This window comes from Empedobacter stercoris (assembly GCF_025244765.1).
In the GTDB taxonomy this organism is placed as follows: domain Bacteria; phylum Bacteroidota; class Bacteroidia; order Flavobacteriales; family Weeksellaceae; genus Empedobacter; species Empedobacter stercoris.
Genome location: NZ_CP104209.1, coordinates 53,175 through 73,470, shown reverse-complemented (window position 1 = coordinate 73,470; position 20,296 = coordinate 53,175). Strand labels below are relative to the sequence as shown.

The 20,296-nt window shown below is 29.5% G+C and carries 23 protein-coding genes; 16 read left to right on the top strand and 7 right to left on the bottom strand.

The window, feature by feature from the left end:
* Positions 1-8: 8 nt before the first annotated feature.
* Complete coding sequence (locus NZD85_RS00350) at positions 9-1,121, bottom strand: metallophosphoesterase (protein ID WP_260542663.1); 1,113 nt, start codon at positions 1,119-1,121, stop codon at positions 9-11.
* A gap of 255 nt (positions 1,122-1,376) precedes the next feature.
* Between NZD85_RS00350 and NZD85_RS00345 the strand changes: the two genes are divergently transcribed.
* The 10 genes from NZD85_RS00345 to ribD all read left to right on the top strand — a co-directional run bounded on the left by NZD85_RS00345 (position 1,377) and on the right by ribD (position 10,435).
* Positions 1,377-1,649: a DUF2089 family protein gene (locus NZD85_RS00345; RefSeq protein ID WP_221411940.1), complete on the top strand. Its 273-nt coding sequence runs from the start codon at positions 1,377-1,379 to the stop codon at positions 1,647-1,649.
* A complete protein-coding gene (locus NZD85_RS00340) occupies positions 1,642-2,124 on the top strand; it encodes a PH domain-containing protein (RefSeq protein WP_171622344.1) in 483 nt (160 codons plus the stop codon). The genes NZD85_RS00345 and NZD85_RS00340 overlap by 8 nt, the downstream gene beginning before the upstream one ends.
* Complete coding sequence (locus NZD85_RS00335) at positions 2,105-2,701, top strand: hypothetical protein (RefSeq protein WP_188319888.1); 597 nt, start codon at positions 2,105-2,107, stop codon at positions 2,699-2,701. Before NZD85_RS00340 ends, NZD85_RS00335 begins: the two co-directional genes overlap by 20 nt.
* Positions 2,698-3,633 carry an alpha/beta hydrolase gene (locus NZD85_RS00330; protein WP_260542658.1) on the top strand — a complete coding sequence of 312 codons (936 nt, stop codon included), beginning with the start codon at positions 2,698-2,700 and terminating at the stop codon, positions 3,631-3,633. The genes NZD85_RS00335 and NZD85_RS00330 overlap by 4 nt, the downstream gene beginning before the upstream one ends.
* 346 nt (positions 3,634-3,979) lie before the next feature.
* Complete coding sequence (locus NZD85_RS00325) at positions 3,980-4,699, top strand: DUF4290 domain-containing protein (RefSeq protein WP_260542656.1); 720 nt, start codon at positions 3,980-3,982, stop codon at positions 4,697-4,699.
* 24 nt (positions 4,700-4,723) lie between these two features.
* The gene (gene murA / locus NZD85_RS00320) at positions 4,724-6,034 is read left to right on the top strand and encodes a UDP-N-acetylglucosamine 1-carboxyvinyltransferase (RefSeq protein WP_171622341.1); all 1,311 of its coding nucleotides are present in this window, start codon (positions 4,724-4,726) and stop codon (positions 6,032-6,034) included.
* Positions 6,035-6,044: 10 nt separating this feature from the next.
* The gene (locus tag NZD85_RS00315; protein ID WP_171622340.1) at positions 6,045-6,722 is read left to right on the top strand and encodes a VTT domain-containing protein; all 678 of its coding nucleotides are present in this window, start codon (positions 6,045-6,047) and stop codon (positions 6,720-6,722) included.
* Positions 6,719-7,456, top strand: a complete 738-nt coding sequence (locus tag NZD85_RS00310) for a shikimate dehydrogenase family protein (protein ID WP_260542650.1) — start codon at positions 6,719-6,721, stop codon at positions 7,454-7,456. The genes NZD85_RS00315 and NZD85_RS00310 overlap by 4 nt, the downstream gene beginning before the upstream one ends.
* Positions 7,457-7,510: 54 nt before the next feature.
* Complete coding sequence (locus NZD85_RS00305; protein WP_260542648.1) at positions 7,511-9,373, top strand: DUF349 domain-containing protein; 1,863 nt, start codon at positions 7,511-7,513, stop codon at positions 9,371-9,373.
* A gap of 9 nt (positions 9,374-9,382) precedes the next feature.
* Positions 9,383-10,435, top strand: coding sequence for a bifunctional diaminohydroxyphosphoribosylaminopyrimidine deaminase/5-amino-6-(5-phosphoribosylamino)uracil reductase RibD (ribD, locus tag NZD85_RS00300; RefSeq protein ID WP_260542646.1), 1,053 nt, complete (start codon positions 9,383-9,385; stop codon positions 10,433-10,435).
* 36 nt (positions 10,436-10,471) lie between these two features.
* Here ribD and NZD85_RS14705 read toward each other — a convergent pair.
* Positions 10,472-11,838, bottom strand: a protein-coding gene (locus tag NZD85_RS14705; RefSeq protein ID WP_396127066.1) for an IS3 family transposase whose coding sequence is annotated in 2 segments (ribosomal slippage) — positions 10,472-11,379 and positions 11,379-11,838 — 1,368 coding nt in all. Because the reading frame shifts where the segments join, the coding sequence is not laid out codon by codon here.
* A gap of 240 nt (positions 11,839-12,078) precedes the next feature.
* Complete coding sequence (locus NZD85_RS00285; RefSeq protein WP_260542645.1) at positions 12,079-12,381, bottom strand: hypothetical protein; 303 nt, start codon at positions 12,379-12,381, stop codon at positions 12,079-12,081.
* A gap of 91 nt (positions 12,382-12,472) precedes the next feature.
* On the opposite strand from NZD85_RS00285, the gene NZD85_RS00280 reads away from it, so the two are divergent.
* Both NZD85_RS00280 and NZD85_RS00275 read left to right on the top strand, forming a co-directional pair.
* Entirely contained in the window at positions 12,473-13,078 is a 606-nt protein-coding gene (locus NZD85_RS00280; RefSeq protein ID WP_171622335.1) for an IMPACT family protein, read from the top strand.
* Positions 13,078-14,127 carry an acyltransferase family protein gene (locus tag NZD85_RS00275; RefSeq protein WP_260542644.1) on the top strand — a complete coding sequence of 350 codons (1,050 nt, stop codon included), beginning with the start codon at positions 13,078-13,080 and terminating at the stop codon, positions 14,125-14,127. The genes NZD85_RS00280 and NZD85_RS00275 overlap by 1 nt, the downstream gene beginning before the upstream one ends.
* 236 nt (positions 14,128-14,363) lie before the next feature.
* Here NZD85_RS00275 and NZD85_RS00270 read toward each other — a convergent pair whose 3' ends face one another.
* Together NZD85_RS00270 and NZD85_RS00265 are read right to left on the bottom strand one after the other, a co-directional pair.
* Entirely contained in the window at positions 14,364-14,861 is a 498-nt protein-coding gene (locus NZD85_RS00270) for a hypothetical protein (protein ID WP_260542643.1), read from the bottom strand.
* A gap of 34 nt (positions 14,862-14,895) precedes the next feature.
* Positions 14,896-15,423: a hypothetical protein gene (locus NZD85_RS00265; protein ID WP_260542642.1), complete on the bottom strand. Its 528-nt coding sequence runs from the start codon at positions 15,421-15,423 to the stop codon at positions 14,896-14,898.
* A gap of 175 nt (positions 15,424-15,598) precedes the next feature.
* Between NZD85_RS00265 and NZD85_RS00260 the strand changes: the two genes are divergently transcribed.
* Positions 15,599-16,804 carry a helix-turn-helix domain-containing protein gene (locus tag NZD85_RS00260; protein WP_225539432.1) on the top strand — a complete coding sequence of 402 codons (1,206 nt, stop codon included), beginning with the start codon at positions 15,599-15,601 and terminating at the stop codon, positions 16,802-16,804.
* A 60-nt stretch (positions 16,805-16,864) separates the two neighbouring features.
* On the opposite strand, the gene murB is transcribed toward NZD85_RS00260, so the two are convergent.
* Both murB and NZD85_RS00250 read right to left on the bottom strand, forming a co-directional pair.
* Positions 16,865-17,884 (bottom strand): UDP-N-acetylmuramate dehydrogenase, encoded by a 1,020-nt coding sequence (murB, locus tag NZD85_RS00255; RefSeq protein ID WP_171622331.1) that lies wholly within the window; start codon positions 17,882-17,884, stop codon positions 16,865-16,867.
* Positions 17,885-17,897: 13 nt separating this feature from the next.
* Positions 17,898-19,100: a pyridoxal phosphate-dependent aminotransferase gene (locus NZD85_RS00250; protein WP_171622330.1), complete on the bottom strand. Its 1,203-nt coding sequence runs from the start codon at positions 19,098-19,100 to the stop codon at positions 17,898-17,900.
* Between the two features lie 100 nt (positions 19,101-19,200).
* On the opposite strand from NZD85_RS00250, the gene NZD85_RS00245 reads away from it, so the two are divergent.
* The 3 genes from NZD85_RS00245 (at position 19,201) to NZD85_RS00235 (ending at position 20,283) form a co-directional block, all read left to right on the top strand.
* Positions 19,201-19,560, top strand: a complete 360-nt coding sequence (locus tag NZD85_RS00245) for a YtxH domain-containing protein (protein ID WP_171622329.1) — start codon at positions 19,201-19,203, stop codon at positions 19,558-19,560.
* Positions 19,561-19,622: 62 nt separating this feature from the next.
* Positions 19,623-19,970: a phage holin family protein gene (locus NZD85_RS00240; RefSeq protein WP_260542640.1), complete on the top strand. Its 348-nt coding sequence runs from the start codon at positions 19,623-19,625 to the stop codon at positions 19,968-19,970.
* Entirely contained in the window at positions 19,960-20,283 is a 324-nt protein-coding gene (locus NZD85_RS00235; protein WP_188319886.1) for a hypothetical protein, read from the top strand. Before NZD85_RS00240 ends, NZD85_RS00235 begins: the two co-directional genes overlap by 11 nt.
* Positions 20,284-20,296: the final 13 nt, after the last annotated feature.

Below are 20,296 nucleotides of genomic sequence, written 5' to 3'. Positions count from 1 at the left end.
TTATCTATTTAATCTATTGTAATTATATATTCATTACGTTCGTCCTTTTTCCATGCAAATTGTTGAGTAGTTGGAGAAATACCGAATAAAGGAGAAAATGTTTTAATTTTAACCGTTTTGTTATCCGGATAAAACTCTAATATTCTCAACCATCCATCTCCTCCATTCCCATAATGTCCACCTCCCATCGATTGAGCATCAAACAAAATTTGATGAACAGATTTTCCTGCATCATTCTTATCCATTCTATATCCTTCACCAGAAATATGTCCCGCTAAAACCAATTGCATATTGGGAGTTGATTTTACTAATTTTTGCCAAATCTGTTCTCCTGTATTTGAATGAGGTAATTTGATTCGAGAAGATTTCTGAATTTTATTATCGATTGAATAAGGTTCGAAAATAACCCAAGTTTCATCTTTTGTCAATCGCTTATCATCTCTCCCCATATACGCATGTGTCATCATTACAATTTGATGGTTTTTATATTGTTCCAATTGTACAATTTTATTTGCCCATTCTAATGTATAATCTCTCGGGGCATATTCTAAAGTTAAAAACAAAAAATCTTTACCATTCAAATTTTTTAGCTCAAAAGCAGAATTTGCTAAAGTTGCTTTTTCATCTTCATCTACACCATTTTGAACAATTGCTTTTCTATTTAAAAAATTTTTATCAATTGGAAAAAATTCATCAAAACGAGTCCAACGTTTTCCTTCTCTATTAATGGTATAATCATGGTTACCTGTCGCTGTAATATAAGGCACCTTTCCATCCAAATAACTAAACGCTTTTGATGCAGTTTCCCACTGTTTTTGTGCAGTTTGATTTCCATCATGACCATTGTTAATGATTTCATTTTGTTCGACTAAATCTCCAACACACATCACCATTTTAACATTTAGAGACTCAATATTATTTTCAATCCATCTCGTCATCAACTCTAAAATAGGTTGATTTTGATTTAACTTAGTATAGTTCTGAATATCTGGAATCATAATAATTGACCATGATTTTTGATTGTCTAACTTTGGTGCTTGATATTTTTCTTGGGCGGTTAAACTTCCTCCAAAACAGACAATAAATAATAAAATTGTTTTAGTGATTGTTCTTATTTTCATTTGATAATTTGTTTTATGTTTTGCATTATTGTTTTTTGACAAAATAACATCGAACAAAAAGAAAACGTATTAAATTAAAATTAAATCATCAAAAAATACACTTTATCAAAGATTGATTATTAGTTAAATCATAAAAAACTCTGAATCAATAATAGATTAAAGTTTTAAAAGTTAATATAAATATGTTTTATTTTTTTTGATTATATTAAATATTATATTAATTTTATTTAAATTTAATTTAACTTTATTTATATTTTGAAAAAACTACCCGTACTTTGTCCAAGTTGCACAGAAGAGTTAGCTGTAGAAAAACTGATCTGTAACAATTGCGAAACGCAAGTTGTTGGTAACTATGAACTTCCATTATTTTTAAAACTTTCCTCAGAAGAACAACATTTTATTATGCAATTTTTCTTAAGTTCAGGAAGTCTAAAAGATATGGCAAAACAAATGGATGTAAGTTATCCTACTATGCGAAATAAGGTAGATGATTTGATTCATAAAATAAATTCTATATCAAATGAATAAAGAGTTTACTGTTACGATGTCACCATTTTTTAAATGGACAACTGTCATTCTAATTTCCTTTTTATTACTCATTGGATTATCACTGATTTATAATGAAAAAAGTCTATTTCCTAAACTAATTTACTGGGGAATAGTAACTCCTGTTCTAGTTGGTTGTTATTTATTTTCTATTAATAAAATTAAAATTGACTTAAACAATATTTATTTTTGCACGAAAATTAAAACATTTGTTATCCCTATAAATGAAATAAAAAGCATCTCTCGAAAATCTCAAAACAATTTGATGATAATTGGCGCAAGAGGCGTTTATGGATTGATTGGAATTTCGATGGATAACTATCGATGTAATATAAAAGACCGAACTAAATTGGTTGCGATTGAATTAGAAAATGTAAAATATTTGATTAGTTGCGACGAACCTGATGAATTTATTCACACGATAAAAACCTTAAAAGATGATCAAAAAACTTCTTAATCCTTTTGCCTATTTTGACGATAAATTATTATTGATTATTGGATTAATCGCACATTTATTCTTTTCGTACATCTGTTATTTGACCGATTCGTATTTCCCTGATTTTTTGAGTATTCAAAAAATAAAAATTGATTTTTCGTTTGTCGATATTATCTACCAAAATACCCGAAATGTCTTAATTGCTATACTTCTACTTTATTTCTATGGAAAATTTATCAATCCAAAAACTCGTTTCATTGATATTGTAAATGTGGTTTTAATTTCGAGAATTGCTTATTATATTGTTTTTATCACCGATTTTATTCCATTTATCAATCAGAAGATAAACAAGGTTACGGAAGGAGTTTTATCTAATGATTTAACCATTTTACAAAATCCTTCTATTATGATAACGGTAGTTATTGTAGGTTTTTTCGCATTATTTTGTATGGCAATTATGTTTTACTATTTGTACAGGGGATTTAAAACAGTTACAAATCTCAAAAACACTAAACAAACCTTGGGTTACATTGCAGTAATCTTTCTTTTGATCCTTTCTACAACGATTTTAGCACTTATAATTCCACAAAAACTATGAGAAACTTACTATTTTTAACTCTTCTACTATTCTCAAATTTTAAACTTTTAGCGCAAACATCAAATGATATTAATGAAACTAAAATTCAATTAAATGAGAATAACATTCAATTATTTGGCACTTTATGCTTACCTTATGAAATGAAGAATAAAATCCCTATTATCTTACTTATTTCTGGATCTGGACCAACGGATAGAAATGGTAATAATCAAATGATGACAAATAACTCCTTAAAATATTTGGCACATGAATTAGCAAAAAAAGGTATTGCATCTATTCGATATGATAAAAGAGGAATTGGAGAAAGCTCCATACCTCAACTTGATGAATCTAAACTCACTTTTGATGATTATATAAGTGATGCTAAAAATTGGGTGACATTAATTAAAAAAGATGAAAGGTTTAATTCGATTATAATTGCTGGACATAGTGAAGGATCTTTAATTGGTATGCTTGCTTCTAAAAATAATGTAAACAAATTTATCTCAATATCTGGAGCAGGTGAACCTATTGATCAGACTCTTAAAAAGCAGTTAAAACATTTACCAGATCAATTAAAAAATGAAGCTTACGGTATTATCGATTCTTTAAAAAATGGAAAAATCGTAAGAAATATTAATCTTAATCTAACTACATTATTCCGCCAAAGTGTTCAACCTTATTTAATATCTTGGTTCAAATATAATCCTGTTGAAGAATTCAATAAATTAACTATTCCGAATTTAGTAATTCAAGGAGATATGGATATACAAGTGAGTATTGAAAACGCAAAAAATCTTTCTCCTCAATCAGCTGTTATTATACAAAAAATGAATCATGTTCTAAAAAATGTAGATGCTAAAGAAGATATTTCCTCCTATTACAATCCAGACCTTCCTATAAATAAAGAATTAGTTGATACTATTATTCATTTCATTTTACGAAATAATTAATATAAACACTTAATTCACATCAATTAATATCAAAAACAGAAGAAGTGATCGGCAGAAAGAAGAACTAATCTAATCTTTAAACGATAACCAACTAATTTTTTGATAAAAAAAAGATTATATTTGTTGACAATCAAAAGGTTTTTAACCTAATTTTCTTTACTAAACAAAGGCTTTACTTTTTAAACAAATTTGAAGAAAGTAAATAGAAAGATAAGTTTATCTTCTTCTAATTAAACCATATTTGAAGGACAATAATTTAATAAAAATTTAGCAATCAATATCCCTTTTTCACTCAAATAATCGGATAGATTTTTGTAAATTTGTAACTAATACATTAGAAAATTTAATGGAATATAATACACTTCGTACGCAATTGATTATTCCAGAATATGGGCGTCATATTCAAGAAATGGTAAATCATTGTAAAACAATAACAGACGAAACAGAACGCAACGGATTTGCTGAAATTATCATCGAAGTTATGGGAGAATTAAACCCACACTTGCGCGACGTACCAGATTTCCAACACAAACTTTGGGATCAACTTTTTATCATGGCAGAATTTGATTTGGATGTAAAATCTCCTTATCCAATTCCGACAAAAAAGGACACTGTAAACAGCAAACCAAACAAAGTAAATTATCCACAAAGCATTTATAAATACAGATATTACGGGAATAATATTCGAAAAATGATTGACGTTGCTGTAACATGGGAAGAAGGTGAAAAAAGCGAAGGCTTGTACTTTGCTATTGCTAATCACATGAAAAAATGTTATTTATTGTGGAATAAAGATACCGTTGATGATCAAGTTATTTTCAATCATTTATTCGAATTATCTAATGGTAAAATTGATTTAAGAAAAGTAGAAGATCATTTGGTTTCTCCTGAGCGTTTAAGCAATAACAATCATTCAAACAACAATCAAAACAACAGAAGTAACCGAAGTTATCAAAATAATAATCGAAACAATAACCAAAGTTCGACTAATCGTAATAACAGCAATAACCGAAATAATCAAAATAACAATAATCGAAACCAAAACGTTCGAAACAATAAAGGTTAAATCAAAACTATTTAATACAACTAAATGGCTACATTTCAAATAAAGGGAGGGAAACCTTTGAAAGGAGAAATCACTCCTCAAGGTGCTAAAAATGAAGTACTACAAATTTTATGTGCGGTCTTATTAACCAATGAACAAGTTCGTGTTAAAAACATTCCGGATATCCGAGATGTCAATCGTTTGATTGAAATTTTAGGAGATTTAGGTGTCAAAACACAAAAAAATGGAAAAGGTGATTTCACTTTCCAAGCCGATGAATTACGATTAGATTATTTAAAAGGAAAACAATTTCGAAAAGATGGAGCTGCTTTACGTGGATCAATCATGTTAATGGGACCACTTTTAGCTCGTTTTGGAGAAGCATTTATGCCAAAGCCAGGTGGAGATAAAATTGGACGTCGTCGTTTAGATACACACTTCGAAGGTTTCTTTGCATTAGGAGCAAAATATCGTTTCAATCCAGACGAAGATTTCTACGGTGTAGAAGTGGACGAGAATGGACTACAAGGAAATTATATGTTGTTGGAAGAGGCTTCTGTAACAGGAACTGCCAATATCATTATGGCTGCTGTGCTTGCAAAAGGAACAACAACTATTTACAACGCTGCTTGTGAGCCCTATATTCAACAATTATGTAAAATGTTAAACAGAATGGGTGCTAAAATTTCTGGAATTTCTTCAAATCTTTTAACGATCGAAGGAGTTGAAAAATTAGGCGGAACCGAACATACATGTTTACCAGATATGATTGAAATTGGATCATGGATTGGTTTGGCAGCAATGACAAAATCTGAACTAACCATCAAAAATGTTTCGTGGGAAAATTTAGGTGTTATTCCAGATGTTTTTAAAAAATTAGGAATCAAATTAGAACGTCGCGAAGACGATATTTATATACCTGCTCAAGAAAATTATGAAATCGAACGTTTTATTGACGGTTCTATCTTAACAATTTCTGATGCGCCTTGGCCAGGATTTACACCTGATTTATTATCAATCATTTTAGTAATTGCAACACAAGCGAAAGGAAGCGTTTTAATCCACCAAAAAATGTTTGAATCACGTTTATTTTTCGTAGATAAACTAATCGATATGGGAGCACAAATCATTTTATGTGATCCTCACCGTGCCACTGTCATTGGTCTTAATCACGAAACACCTCTTAAAGGAGCAGAATTAACGTCGCCTGATATTCGTGCCGGAATGTCTTTATTGATTGCTGCACTTTCTGCAAAAGGAAAAACAGTTATTCATAACATCGATCAAATTGATCGTGGTTACGAAGATATCGATGTACGTTTACGCGCTATTGGAGCTGATATTATACGAGCATAAAAAATAAAAAATGCAATCTATTATTGAATTTATCACCAATTTTGTTCAACGCCCAGACAAGGTATTAATGGACATTATCAATAATTACGGTTATTGGATATATGCCATTCTATTCTTGATAATTTTTGCCGAAACAGGTTTAATTGTCATGTCATTTTTAATGCCTTTTTTACCTGGAGATGCGCTTATCTTTTCGATTGGAATGATTGCGGCCAGCGATGACCAAAACCATTTACATATCGAATATATCATTCCTTTACTGATGGTTGCAGCAATTCTTGGAGATAACGTAAATTATTATGTTGGACGAAAATTTGGCGGATGGATCTTAGGAAGAAAAGATTCGTGGTACCTTAAAAAGAAACACATCGAAAAAGCAACAGAATTTTTTAACGAAAACGGTAAAAAAGCAATCATCATTGCACGTTTTATGCCAGTAGTTCGTACTATAATTCCATTTATATGTGGTGTGACAAACCTTAATTACCGTACATTTATCACCTACAGTTTTTTTGGTGCTGTACTTTGGGTTGGCGTAATTTCTTTTTTAGGATATACTTTAGGTCAGTTTGACATCGTAAAAAATAATTTAGAGAAATTCATTTTTGGAATTATTTTATTGGCCAATATGCCTTTAATTATTCGAATTGTGAAAGCTCGATTCAATAAAAATAAAACAGACGAATGAGACAATTTGGATTAATCGGAAGAAATATTTCTTATTCTTTTTCGAAATCTTATTTTGCTAAAAAATTTATAAATGAAAACATTGTAGACTGCGTCTACAATGTTTTTGATTTACAGCATATCGATGAAGTAGAAAAAATTTTCGAAGCAGAAGGCTTAATAGGTTTTAATGTTACAATTCCCTACAAACAAGAAATCATTCCTTTTTTGGATGAATTATCGCCCGAAGCAAAAGCAATTGGTGCAGTAAATACAGTTTTAATTAAAAAAGGAAAAAGAATTGGCCACAATACAGATTGTTATGGTTTTCAACACTCTTTACAACCTCTTTTAGAACAGCATCACAAAAAAGCATTAGTTTTGGGAAATGGCGGTGCTGCAAAAGCTATTTTTTATATTCTTGACCAATTAAATATCATATATAAAATTGTTTCAAGAACGAAAATTAAAAATCATTTTACGTATGACGAATTGAATGAAGAAATCATGCATTCTCATCAAATAATTGTGAATTGTTCACCAGTAGGAACTTTTCCTAATATTGAAAATGCACCACTTCTACCCTATCAATTTCTAAAAGAAAACCATTTATTGTACGACTTGATTTACAATCCAGCCGTGACAAAATTTTTAGAAAATGGACAACATAATGGTTCTAAAATAAAAAATGGACACGAAATGTTGATTCTACAAGCAGAAAAAGCTTGGGAAATATGGAATAATCACACAAAATAGACTTGATATTGTCCTCAAATTTTATTAGATTTGAGAAACAAAACTTATTTTCTTATGAATACTGAATTGGATAACCTGCAAAATGCAGACGGAGAACAATTACCTAAATCTGCAACCACAAACAACTCTAACACGGAAACTTATAAAACAGAAGAGTTAGTCAACCAAGAAAAAGTGAGCGATATTTCGTTTAAAGATTATGAAACATTCAGCTTTGATGTCTTAATAAACGAAGCTAAAAATCTATTGAGCAAGTACGATGTTCAAGATATTCGCGAACATTTCAATCAAATTCGAGATGCGTTTAAAAATAAATTAGACGAAGACGAAGCTATTAAAAAAGAAGCTTTTTTGAATGAAGGTGGAGATGAATTAGATTTTAGATACGAAACTTCTTATAAAGCTAAATTTAATGCTGTTTATAACGATTTCAAAAATCAATTAGCTGTTTTTCATAAAGAAAATGAGAAAAAAGAATCAGATAATTTAAAAGAACGTTTAGAAATTATTGACGAATTAAAAGCCTTATACCAAGAACAAAATGATTCTTCTGCGGCGATGTTCAAACAATTTCGCGAGTTGAAAACTCGTTGGCATAACGCAGGAAGAATTCCTAGCAAAAATGCTGAAAATGTTTTTAAAAATTATTTTTTCCATTTAGACAATTTCTACACGTATTTGGATATGAACAAAGAATTGCAAACTTTGGATTATGCACATAATCTTGAAGTTCGTTATTCTATCATCAAACGTGCAGAAGAATTAGTCTTAGAAAATAATGTTCAAAAAGCGTTGAATGAATTGCAATACCTTCACCGTTTATGGAAAGAAGAAGCAGTTCCAGTACAAGAAGATTTGCGCGAACCAACGTGGCAGAAATTCAAAGAATTAACGAATAAAATTCATGACCGTAAAGGTGAATTGAATGAAAAAATAAAACAAGAGCAAAAAGATAATTTAGAGAAGAAAACTCAAATCATTGCTCGTATTAAAGAAATTGCATCAAGTTCAACAAGTAAATCGCACAGTGATTGGCAAAAAGCAATTAAAGAAGTAAATACATTACGTGAGAACTTTATTTCGTTGGGACGTGTGCCGAAAGATAAAAATTCTCAAACTTGGGAAGCTTTTAAAGAAGTGACACGAGAGTTTAATCACATCAAAAATGATTTCTACAAAGATTTAAAATCAGAACAACATATTAATCTTAAAAAGAAATTGGCTTTACTTGAAATTGCAAAACAACATGCTGAAAGCACAGATTGGAATGCTTCAGTTCAAGTGATTAAAAGAATTCAAAATGATTGGAAAAAAATTGGTCATGTTCCAAGAAAAAATTCAGATAAAATTTGGAAAGAATTTAAAGATACATGCAACCAATTCTTTGATCGCTACAAAAAACGTCACGAACAAGCGAATCAAAAATTTGAACAAAACTATACAAACAAGCAAGCTTTATTAGAGGAATTCAAGAATCAAACTATTTCTGATAATAAAGACGAAGCATTGAAACAATTAGAAGAAATTCAAAACAATTGGACGAGTTTAGGAAAAGTACCAACGGATAAAACATTAATCAACCAAGAGTTTACAGATATTTATCACAAAAAACTTGAAGCGCTAAATCTTTCGAAAAATGAATTGAACGATTACAAGTTACAATCTTTTGTCAATAAAGTAAAAGCTGGAAATAATGGTAATTTATTGGATGATGAGATTAGAAAAACACGTAAAACGATTGAAGAATTAGAAAAAGAAATCAATCAATTAGATAATAACGTACATTTCTTTTCGAATGCGAATGAAAACAATCCTTTATTAAAAGATGTTTACAAACAAATTGACGAAAAACGTAAAAAATTAATTGAAGCTGAAATCAAATTGAAAACATTATTCAACATAGATTTTAATGCATAATTTTTAGAGATGACACAACAATCTATCGATGAGCACTATATGGCTCGTTGTATACAAATTGCTACAAACGGGTTAGGAACAACATATCCTAATCCGTTTGTTGGTTCTATTATTGTACATAACAATCAAATTATTGGTGAAGGTTTTACATCTGAATACGGTGGTCCTCACGCAGAAGTAAACGCGATCAATTCAGTCAAAAATCCTGAATTATTAAAGGAAAGTACTTTATATGTGACATTAGAACCCTGTTCGCATCATGGTAAAACACCTCCATGTGCAGATTTGATTATTGAAAAAGAAATTCCGAAAGTTGTAATAGGAACGTTAGATCCGTTTGCTAAAGTAAATGGACAAGGTTACTTACGTTTGCTAAAAAATGGTGTGGATGTGACATTAGGTGTTTTAGAAAAAGAATGCATCAACCTTAATAAGCGTTTTATTACATTTCATCAAAAAAAACGTCCATACATTATCCTAAAATGGGCACAAACTGAAGATGGATACATCGGACGTGATGATATACAATTGTGGATTACCAATCAATACACCAAACAATTGGTACATAAATGGCGAACGGAAGAACAAGCTATTTTGGTTGGAAAAAACACAGCTTTAATTGATAATCCACAATTAAACTCAAGACTTTGGACTGGGAATAATCCGTTGAGAATTGCGATTGACAAAAATTTAGCTATCCCGAGAAGTTTTCATTTGTTTGATCAGACTCAACCTACGGTTATTTTTAATTCACTTGAAAATTCATCAGAAGAAAATTTAAACCTTATCCAATTGGATTTTTCGCAACCAATATTACCGCCTATTATGAACTTTTTATATGAAAATAATATTCAATCTCTGATTGTTGAAGGTGGATGCGATACAATTCAACATTTTATTGATGCCAATTTGTGGGATGAAGCAAGAATCTTAAGTTCTGATACCATTTGGAATGAAGGAATTTTAGCACCACGCTTAAAAGGAATACGAACTGAAAAACATCGTTTTTTGAATGATGAATTAAATATTTTCGAAAATAGATTAGATAATGAAGAACCTTAATTTAGACTGCACCCAAAAGTTTGGACAGATTAAAAATTAATAATTATAAAAATGAGTTCGATATTGTATCGGGCTCATTTTATTTAAGTTCGATTTTATTCTATCGTTATTGTAATAGTAAATGTATTGTTTTATTTCTTTTTTTAGCTCTTCAATAGAATTAAATTTTTGTAAATAAAATAGTTCCGATTTCAGTATTCCGAAGAAATTCTCGATAATAGCATTATCTAAGCAATTTCCTTTTCTACTCATACTTTGTATGATTCCTTTTTCATTTAATAAAGCCTGATATTGTTTCATTTGATATTGCCATCCTTGATCGGAATGTAATATCAAATCTTTGGTGTCTTTCGTTATTTTAAATGCCTTTTTAAGCATTTGAGTTACTTGATTAAAAACAGGTCGTTCGCTTAACTCATAGCTGATAATTTCTTGATTGTACAGATCCATTATCGGTGATAAATATAGTTTTTTATCTTTTACTTTAAACTCGGTAACATCTGTTACCCATTTTTGGTTGGGTTTATCAGCCTTAAATGCTCTTTGCAAGATGTTTGGTGCAATCTTTCCTTGTTCTCCTTTGTAAGATTTGTATTTTTTTCTTCGAATCAAACTCTTTAATCCTAAGCTATTCATCAGTTTAAGAACAGTTTTATGATTGATGATAGTTCCTGATTTTCTTAATTCATCGGTAATTCGTCGATAGCCATATCGCCCTTTATGCTGATGATAAATGGATTTTATCTTAAGTTTTAATTCCTCGTATTTATCTGTTTTACTACGTGAAATATGATAGTAAAAGCTGCTTCTAGCCATATGTGTACAATCTAAAAGTAAATTTAGATGAAATTCTGGCCTTAATTCATTTATGGCTTGTGTCCAAGTTTCTTTTGTTTTTCTTCCTCGGCTTGAATTAAGGCATTGAACTTTTTTAAGAGTGCAACTTCACAACGTAAACGTTCAATCTCTAACAATAGTTCTTCTTCTCTTGATAATGGTTGTTTCGATTTTTTAGGTCCACCCTTAGATGTGCTCATAGTCTTGGGACGGCCTTTTGGTTTGGGTTTTAATCCGTCTATTCCAAAGGTAGCAAAATCTTTTTGCCATTTTATAATAACCGATTCACTTGGAATATTAAATTTAACTCTGGCTTCTCGTAAACTAAGATATTGACTAGTTATAGTCTTAATAACTTTCAACTTAAATTCAACGCTATACGTTTGGTTTTTTTTAGGTTCTATACCTGAAATTCCTTGATTATGATAATCAGAAACCCATTTCTTTAATAAAGAAGCATGTATATTTTCTTTTTTACTAATTGAACGTATTGTTCGATGTTTTTCTAAAACTTCTTTCACACAGCGTAACTTAAATGCTACACCATATTTTACTTTTCTTGTCATAAAAAATGCCCCCAAAAGTGTCTAACTTTTTGGGGGCAGTGTAATTTTGAGGTTCTTTTTTTATTTGAATTTATTAAAATTTTCGTTTAATAATTATTTCATCAAATTTATTATTCTCAAATTCAATTTTATTTTTTAACGCAATTTGAAAATTCATTTCAGAAAATTTATTTTTTAGCTTCAATATTAATTTTCCATCAGCAACATCAAGTTTATAATTGAATATATTTTGTTCTTTTGTTACATAGCAAATGTTGGTTCATTACAAGTTTGACAATCAATTAAACTTACTCTTTTCTTTTTTAAAAACCTAAATGCTATTGTATGACAAAATTGAAATTTAGCTTTTGCTAAAGAATTATTATAAATCTTTAAATTTTCACTTTTGTAAAATATACTATCTCTATTATCTGTTATAATTTCATCGTTATATGAATCATTCATAGAATTATTAATGATTTTTTTGAACTCCTTTTTTGAAATATTTTGAGAGAAAACTATATTCGAAAATATTAATATGATTAAAAATAAATATGTTTTCATTTAAAGAACGTTTTTCATCATTCATAAATATAAAACCTTTTTTTCTTTAAAGTACGATTTAAACTATCTTTGTGCTACTTTTCAATAGAACATGACAGACAATTATCGTACAATCGAAAAACCTGTAGAGGATGTAATTTTCAAGGAATTGGGTAGCAAATTCATCAACTTTGCGTATCCAGTTGAAAATGAAGATGAGATCAAAATATATTTAGATCAATTACGTGAAATTCATCCTGATGCAAATCATCATTGTTACGCTTATATTTTGGGCATAGACAAAAAAAATCATCGCGCAAATGATGATGGAGAACCAAGTGGATCTGCTGGTTTACCAATTTACAATCAAATTTTATCAAGTGAAATTACCAATATATTAATTGTTTCTGTACGTTATTTTGGTGGCACAAAATTAGGAATTCCAGGCTTAGTAAAAGCGTATAAATATGCTGCTCAAGTTGTATTGGAAGAAGCCACTATTGTTGAAAAATTTGTTTCGAAACGTATTAAAATGGTTTTTAATTATGATCAACAAGGAATTGTTGAACGCAATGTAGAGCGAATTTCGGGCGAAATAAAAGACAAACATTTTTCGGATAAATGCATGTTTACCATTTCGGTGAGAGAAAGTAAAATAGACGAATTTATTCAGATGTTTAAAGAATATTATCAAATGGAAATCAAAATTATTGACTAATGTTAAACAGTTTAACTTCTTTACGTTTTTTCTTTGCTTTTGCTGTTTTTTTGAGTCATTTAACGTTTGTTAAAACAGATTTAGCGTGGTATAACTTTCTAAAAAATAATGTCTTTTTCGAAGGGTATTTAGGGGTTGGTTTTTTCTTTATCCTAAGTGGTTTCGTTTTAGCACTTAATTACGAAAATAAAATCATCGAAAATCCTAACTTCAATAAAAAGAAATTTTACATTGCCCGAATTGCTCGAATTTATCCATTGCATGTGCTTACATTTTGCGTCATGTTACCTTTTGTTATACTAAATGTTTGGCAAGGTACTTTTCATTGGGATATTGCTGGAGCAAATCTATTTTTGTTACAATCATACATTCCGATAAAAGATTTTTACTTTTCTATCAACAATGTTTCGTGGAGTATTTCGACTGAATTATTCTTTTATTTCATGTTTCCATTTTATGTCATTTGGCTGTATAAATTCCCGAAACTGAAATACATTTTATTGTTAGCAATTCCGATTATTATCTTTGCAGAACCCTATTTTAGAACAGATATGAAAATGGAAAAAGCTATTTTCTACATCAATCCTTTGGTTCGTAGTTTAGATTTTATTTTAGGAATTATTACCTGTCAGATCTATAAAAAAATAAAAAAATCACCTATTAATTTCTCGAAAGGAACTTTAATCGAATTGGCTGCAATTATCGTTTTATCCATCTTTTTTTACTTCCATAATGATGTTGCAAGAGCGTTTCGTTACGGAATTTATTATTGGATTCCGATGGTTGGAATTGTTTTAATTTTTGCTTTACAACGCGGATTCTTTTCTAAACTATTACAACATAAAACACTGGTTTATTTGGGTGAAATTAGTTTTGCTTTTTATATGATTCACATGATTGTGATAAAATATGGAAACCAATATCTCCCTGCAATAAACGATTTTCTGAAGATTGGAATTTATTTCGCCGTTGCCTTAATTTTAAGCGCTTTGACTTTTGAATATTTCGAGAAACCTGTTGCAAAATGGATTAAAGAAAAAGTAAGGTAGTAGTGATGTTTTTTTGTTAATTTAAAAAATCTATGATAATTAAAATGGTCACAATACTAATTGCAACTACAATTAAAATATCCAAATAATTTATTTTTTTCGAACCAAATTTTGTTGTTCTTTTTCGTTTTTTTGTCAGCACTATTCTCTTCATTTTACAATAAATAAGTCGTGAAATCAATTCACGACTTATTGGTCAAAAATACATTACGTAGTTAGTTAGTTGTTAATCCGTTTTATTGGTATTTATAGCAACTTCCAGTTTTTTTAGCCGATTTACCTGCCATTTTATCAGATAATAAAAGAATAAATGGGCATCTCACCTCCGCAGCTTGTTGTTTTAAAACTTTCTCAGCACGCTCATCTTTTCCATTTCCAGATCTAAAGTTTACCCAACCTGTTTTTGATTTCAAATCATCCCCTTTTTTTAATCCAGCAACTAAAGATTTATCTTCTAAAATAATAACTTTCGGCCAATCTTTGTCATCGGTAATTTCTATCTTTTCTGAAACATCTTCGATACGAGTGCTTTTTCCGTAGAAAACCTTGTTTACAGAATATTTACTTAATGATTGTATTGCATCTTCTCCATCATAAGTAAATTCTACAGTAAATTCTCCTACACGCTTTATTTGACCTTCTATAATTTCTCCTGAATGTTTATAAATTTTATCAACTTGTCCAAAAGCCACAGAAGCCATAAAACCTAATCCTAAAATAAAAATGTTTTTCATAGTTAATTTTTTAATTTGTATATAATGTATTTATTTAGTTTACAATTAAAACACTTGCAGTGTCATCGATAGATATAGTAGTATTTAAAGTACTTGATTCTAAAAGACCATGATTCTCTTTTAGATTTGTTGTTTGTTTTTTCATTAAATCAATCAAATGACTTATAGACTCTTGATAGATTTTCTTTTTTGTAGAATTTTTAACTAAAGAAATATAAACTGTTTTATAGTTTTTCTTTGTTGGAGTTGTTTGTTCTATTTCTTGTGCGATATTTTGAAAAAAATTAGTTCTATTTTCAGAATTCACAACAACAATTCGTTTAATGTTCTTACCTTCAGTTTCCACCTCCATACTTATAGTATATGGATCTATCGTGATAGAATTGTAGTGTACTTTTTGATTACCAAAATTATCATCTATAGAACTGGACTTTATTTGATAATAATCTTCTAATTCGGTTACTCGATTACCGATAAATTGTTTTAACGTTTTGTAATCTAAATTTTGAGCAAAAATCACATTAGACAACATGACTAATAAAAGAGTTAAAATATTTTTCATATTTCTATTTAATTATCTAATTTATTACGACTTACATTTGTTATAAATCTTCACAAATTTTAAAAATCATAAAATAAATTCCTACTTTTGCAAGCATAGTTAATGGGTAGTTTATATTAAACTACCTACGGGTAGTCTATGTAGAACGCATATAATCAACTAAATGATCTAAATCTTGAAAAAATTTCTCTTATTATTATTCTTTTCTTTTTATACTCAAGTAGGGTTTGGAAACACAATTAATTCCGAAATTCTAAAGAAAGAGATTAGTAATTTCAACCAAATTGGTGCTTATAATAAATCTATTTTCAAATTAGATAGTCTTATCTACTCTAAGAGAGTTAGTAATTATGATTTATACAATTTGTATTTATTAAAATATATTACCTATAAAACTTTATTGAATTATCCAGAAGCTGAAGAAAATCTAAATATTGCTGAAAAATATGGATTAAAGGATCCTAACCATAAAAAAGAAGTTGAAACAAAAATTTTAATTGAGCGAATTTTCATTCAGTTTGATTACCTTAAATATGATAATGTAAATGAATTGCTTAAAAAAGTAGAAAAGAATAATCTTCATTTTTTAGATCCAGAAACGTATGCTTTTTATATTTCTGTTTTAGGCACAATCAATATCCTTAATAAGGATTATCAACAAGCTGAAAAAGAATATAATGAAGCTGTAGATGTATTAAAAAAAGAATCACCCAAACATTTACCAAATATATATCGAAAACTATTGCATCTTTACACCGAAACCAATGAAGATCAAAAAGCGATAAAGGCTTTTGAAAACGGACTGTATTATGCTAAAAAATTCAATACAAAATTATATATTCTGAATATGTACGAATCTCTTACTTGGCATTATGCACAAAATGAAGATTGGGAAAAAGCTTACAAAACGCGATTAATTGTAAATGATCTTGCAACCGATTACGACGCAATAAATCAAAGTGGAAAATTACAAAGTTTAGAGAAAGAAATTATCAATAAACGAAATAATTTAGAGGTTCGAAATCAAAAAAATATCAAATTTTTTTTAGGTATAATTTCTACCATTTTAGCTATTTTACTTTTAGTTCTTTTCAAATACAATAAAATTAATAAAGAAAAAAGAATATTAGTTGAAAATGAGAACGAAAGAATGCGCAAAGAACTCTCAGATTTAATTGATAATAAATCAAAAAACGAGAAAATAGTCACTTTTTCGGACTACAATCTGTCTGAAAGACAGTTAGAAATCATTGATTTTGTAAGAAAAGGATTAACCAACAAAGAGATTGCTACTCAATTATATATTTCTGAAAATACAGTTAAGTACCATTTAAAAGTAATTTACACAACATTAGGTATTGATAGTCGAAATTCTTTATAAAAAATGCCCAAAAAGTTAGATACTTTATGGGCATTGTATAAATAAAAGTAGGATTTTTAATTATTGAATAATATTAACTTCTCTGACTAATGTGACACCGTACTTAGACTTCACATCTTCAATAATTTGTTCAGACAAATCATATATTTCACGTCCTGTAGCATTACCATAATTCACCAAAACCAATGCTTGTTTATCGTGAACACCAGCATCACCAAAACGCTTTCCTTTCCAACCAGCATGTTCAATTAACCAACCTGCAGCTAATTTTACACCCGAATCAGTTTTATAATGAGAAATTTCGGGATGACGTTTTTCAATCTCCACAAATTCTTCGTTCGTAATAACAGGATTTTTAAAGAAACTTCCCGAGTTTCCTATTTGCGAAGGATCTGGTAATTTACTTTGACGTATTTTGATCACGGCTGCACTAATTTCTTGAATTGAAGGCTCAAAAATTTGCTCCTTTTCCAATTCAGATTTTATTGCCCCATAATCGATATGCAATTGATGATTTCTCTTTGATAACTTAAATGTAACTGCTACCAAAACATATTGACCTCTTAATTCATTCTTAAAAATAGATTCACGGTAACCAAACTGACACTCTTCATTTGTAAAAGTACGCTCGTCGCCTGTTTCTAATTCTAATGTTTGAACTTCTTCAATATAATCTTTCACTTCAACGCCATAGGCTCCAATGTTTTGCATCGGTGCTGTTCCAACATTTCCTGGAATTAAAGAAAGATTTTCTAATCCTCCGAAATCATTTTCCAACGTCCATTGAACAAAATTGTGCCAATTTTCGCTTCCTTGCGCTTTTATGTACACAAAATCATCCTCTTCATTGATAATTTCGATTCCTTTCAAATTTAATTTTAACACAATTCCTGGAAAATCGTCTACAAAAAGCATATTACTTCCTCCTCCAATAAATAAAATGGGAAGATTTTTTTGACGACGAAAAACCAATACTTTTCGTAAATCTTGAATAGTTGCGACATCTGCAAAATATTTTGCTTTTGCTTCTATTCCGAATGTGTTATATAATTTTAATGAATAATTTTCGATGATTTCCATCTTCGTATATTTCTTATGATCTAATTGTTCCTGGATATTGTTCTAAAGCTTCTTTTAGTAATTCTACAGAACGTACTAAATCTTCTTCTTTTAGCACATATGCCAAACGAACTTCTTGTATTCCTGAATTTGGAGTTGAGTAAAATCCCGCTCCTGGTGCCAACATGACAGTTTCCCCATTTGACGAAAATGACTCTAACAACCAAATTGCAAATTTTTCCGCATTATCAACTGGTAATTGAATCATACAATAGAAAGCCCCTTTTGGATTTGGACAAACCACCCCTGGAATCTGTTTTAAACCTTCTATTAATGTATTGCGACGTTTTAAATATTCTGTACGACAATCTTCGAAATAGGATCCTACATTTTTATGCGCTAATGTTGCAATGTATTGAGAAATCTCAACTGGACTCAAACGCGCTTGTGCATACAACATAGCTGCTTTTAAGAACTTTTCGTTTCGTGTAATTAACGCTCCAGAACGAGCACCACATAAAGAAAAACGTTTCGATTCAGAATCAATTACAATTGCATTATCTTTTAATTCTGGAAAACTTAAAATAGATGTAAATTCTTCTTCTGTATATAAATATTCAGCATACACTTCATCTGCAATTAAATAAATATCATGTTCTAAAACTAAATCTTTCAATTGATTTAATTCTTCTTTCGAATAAACATAACCAGTTGGATTTCCAGGATTACAAATTAAAATTGCACGCGTTTTATCTGTAATCTTTTTTGCAAACTCTTCGACAGAAGGTAAAGCAAAATTATTCTCAATTGTTGAAGGTACAGGAACAATATTTACATCATTTTCACACGTAAATCCATTGTAATTTGCGTAAAAAGGTTCTGGAATAATGATTTCATCACCCGGATTTGCGATAATCCCAAAAATAAACAATAAAGCTTCTGAACCTCCTAACGTAGCAATAAAATTCTCTGGAGTTAATTCAATTCCACGATTAGTGAAATAGTCTGCCAACGCTTGACGATATTCTAACGTCCCTTCTGAATGCGTGTAAGAAATAATGTTAGATGGAAATTTTTTCAATCCTTCTAAAACAGCTTTTGGCGATTCTATATCAGGTTGACCAATGTTCAGATGATATACTTTTGTACCTCTCTTTTTAGCTGCATCTGCGTATGGAACCAACTTTCTAATAGGAGAAGCTGGCATATTTTGTGATTTTTCAGATAATATTAACATTTATTGTAATTTTTTAAATTTGAATTGAATTCTTTGGTATTGTTTTTGTAATTTTAAAGTGTAAATATAAAAAACGTTTAATCTCAAAAAAAACTTTATTATGAGTAAATTAAATAATGCAACTAAATTATTAGCAGGTTTAGCAATTGGAACAGCAATCGGAGCAGTAGTAGGTTTATTGTACGCGCCAGAATCAGGGAAAGACACGCGCAAAAAATTAAAAAAAGAAGCTGACAAATACAAAAAAGAGTTAGATAAATACGCAAATGATTTTTCTGATAAAGCAAAGCAAACAAAAAAAGAATTAGAAGCTAAATTAGAAGAAATTAAATCTAAATTAGCAGATCAAAAAGACGAATTTGTTGCGAAAGCCAAAGAAGCTGGAAAAGATTTGAAAACTAAAACTAATCAAGCTAAAGAAGATTTAAAAGACGAATTTCAAGAAAACGTAGGAGTTTAATTCAGTTTAGTCAATAATCCTTAAAAATTATAATTAAATTTGTCTAAACTAAAACAATTTTTATGTTTAATGATCTAAAAACCTATATCAATAATAGAATCACGTTAACTAAATATGACTTGATAGATTCTGTCAGTAACATGTTAGCAAGCGGGATTTACGTACTGATTATTGCCGTTTTTGCGCTGTTCTTATTGTTGTTAGGTAGTTTAGCATTAGGATTTATTTTAGGCAGTTATTTTGATGATACAGGATTAGGTTTCTTAACTGTTACTGGAATTTATTTTGTAGTAATGGTACTATGCCTTTTGTTTAGAAAGAAATTAAAATTATTCTTAACAAACATTGCGATTGAGAATGCTATGGAAGCTATGTCTAACCAAGATGACGACGACGAAGATGACGAATAAAGAAAAACCAGTAATTAAAAATTTAGAAGATTTACGACTTGCCAAAAGAAAGCTTCGTATTGAAATGAAGGCTTCTGAAAACAAGCACGATAATTCTATTGTGAATAAGGCTGTGGGTCTTATATCGAATATAAAAACTGATAGTCATTTTACGTCTTCTAAAGTTGAAAACGCATTAAATTGGGTTGGAGATAAAGCATCAAATAAATACCCAATGAAAGGGATTACAAAAATTGTCATTTCGGGATTAATTATGATAGCTGTACCTATAATTACAACTAAAATTCAGGAATATTTAGACGAAAAACTCTAATAAAATATTTTAA

Excerpts from the sequence above, each read along its gene's own strand:
- NZD85_RS00350 (WP_260542663.1), bottom strand. The coding sequence starts at position 1,121 with ATGAAAATAAGAACAATCACTAAAACAATTTTATTATTTATTGTCTGT.
- ribD (WP_260542646.1), top strand. The coding sequence starts at position 9,383 with ATGACACAACAATCTATCGATGAGCACTATATGGCTCGTTGTATACAA.
- NZD85_RS00275 (WP_260542644.1), top strand. The coding sequence starts at position 13,078 with ATGTTAAACAGTTTAACTTCTTTACGTTTTTTCTTTGCTTTTGCTGTT.
- NZD85_RS00335 (WP_188319888.1), top strand. The coding sequence starts at position 2,105 with ATGATCAAAAAACTTCTTAATCCTTTTGCCTATTTTGACGATAAATTA.
- NZD85_RS00235 (WP_188319886.1), top strand. The coding sequence starts at position 19,960 with ATGACGAATAAAGAAAAACCAGTAATTAAAAATTTAGAAGATTTACGA.
- NZD85_RS00340 (WP_171622344.1), top strand. The coding sequence starts at position 1,642 with ATGAATAAAGAGTTTACTGTTACGATGTCACCATTTTTTAAATGGACA.
- NZD85_RS00325 (WP_260542656.1), top strand. The coding sequence starts at position 3,980 with ATGGAATATAATACACTTCGTACGCAATTGATTATTCCAGAATATGGG.
- murA (WP_171622341.1), top strand. The coding sequence starts at position 4,724 with ATGGCTACATTTCAAATAAAGGGAGGGAAACCTTTGAAAGGAGAAATC.
- NZD85_RS00265 (WP_260542642.1), bottom strand. The coding sequence starts at position 15,423 with ATGAAAAATATTTTAACTCTTTTATTAGTCATGTTGTCTAATGTGATT.
- NZD85_RS00280 (WP_171622335.1), top strand. The coding sequence starts at position 12,473 with ATGACAGACAATTATCGTACAATCGAAAAACCTGTAGAGGATGTAATT.
- murB (WP_171622331.1), bottom strand. The coding sequence starts at position 17,884 with ATGGAAATCATCGAAAATTATTCATTAAAATTATATAACACATTCGGA.
- NZD85_RS00305 (WP_260542648.1), top strand. The coding sequence starts at position 7,511 with ATGAATACTGAATTGGATAACCTGCAAAATGCAGACGGAGAACAATTA.
- NZD85_RS00250 (WP_171622330.1), bottom strand. The coding sequence starts at position 19,100 with ATGTTAATATTATCTGAAAAATCACAAAATATGCCAGCTTCTCCTATT.
- NZD85_RS00310 (WP_260542650.1), top strand. The coding sequence starts at position 6,719 with ATGAGACAATTTGGATTAATCGGAAGAAATATTTCTTATTCTTTTTCG.
- NZD85_RS00245 (WP_171622329.1), top strand. The coding sequence starts at position 19,201 with ATGAGTAAATTAAATAATGCAACTAAATTATTAGCAGGTTTAGCAATT.
- NZD85_RS00315 (WP_171622340.1), top strand. The coding sequence starts at position 6,045 with ATGCAATCTATTATTGAATTTATCACCAATTTTGTTCAACGCCCAGAC.
- NZD85_RS00270 (WP_260542643.1), bottom strand. The coding sequence starts at position 14,861 with ATGAAAAACATTTTTATTTTAGGATTAGGTTTTATGGCTTCTGTGGCT.
- NZD85_RS00285 (WP_260542645.1), bottom strand. The coding sequence starts at position 12,381 with ATGAAAACATATTTATTTTTAATCATATTAATATTTTCGAATATAGTT.
- NZD85_RS00330 (WP_260542658.1), top strand. The coding sequence starts at position 2,698 with ATGAGAAACTTACTATTTTTAACTCTTCTACTATTCTCAAATTTTAAA.
- NZD85_RS00240 (WP_260542640.1), top strand. The coding sequence starts at position 19,623 with ATGTTTAATGATCTAAAAACCTATATCAATAATAGAATCACGTTAACT.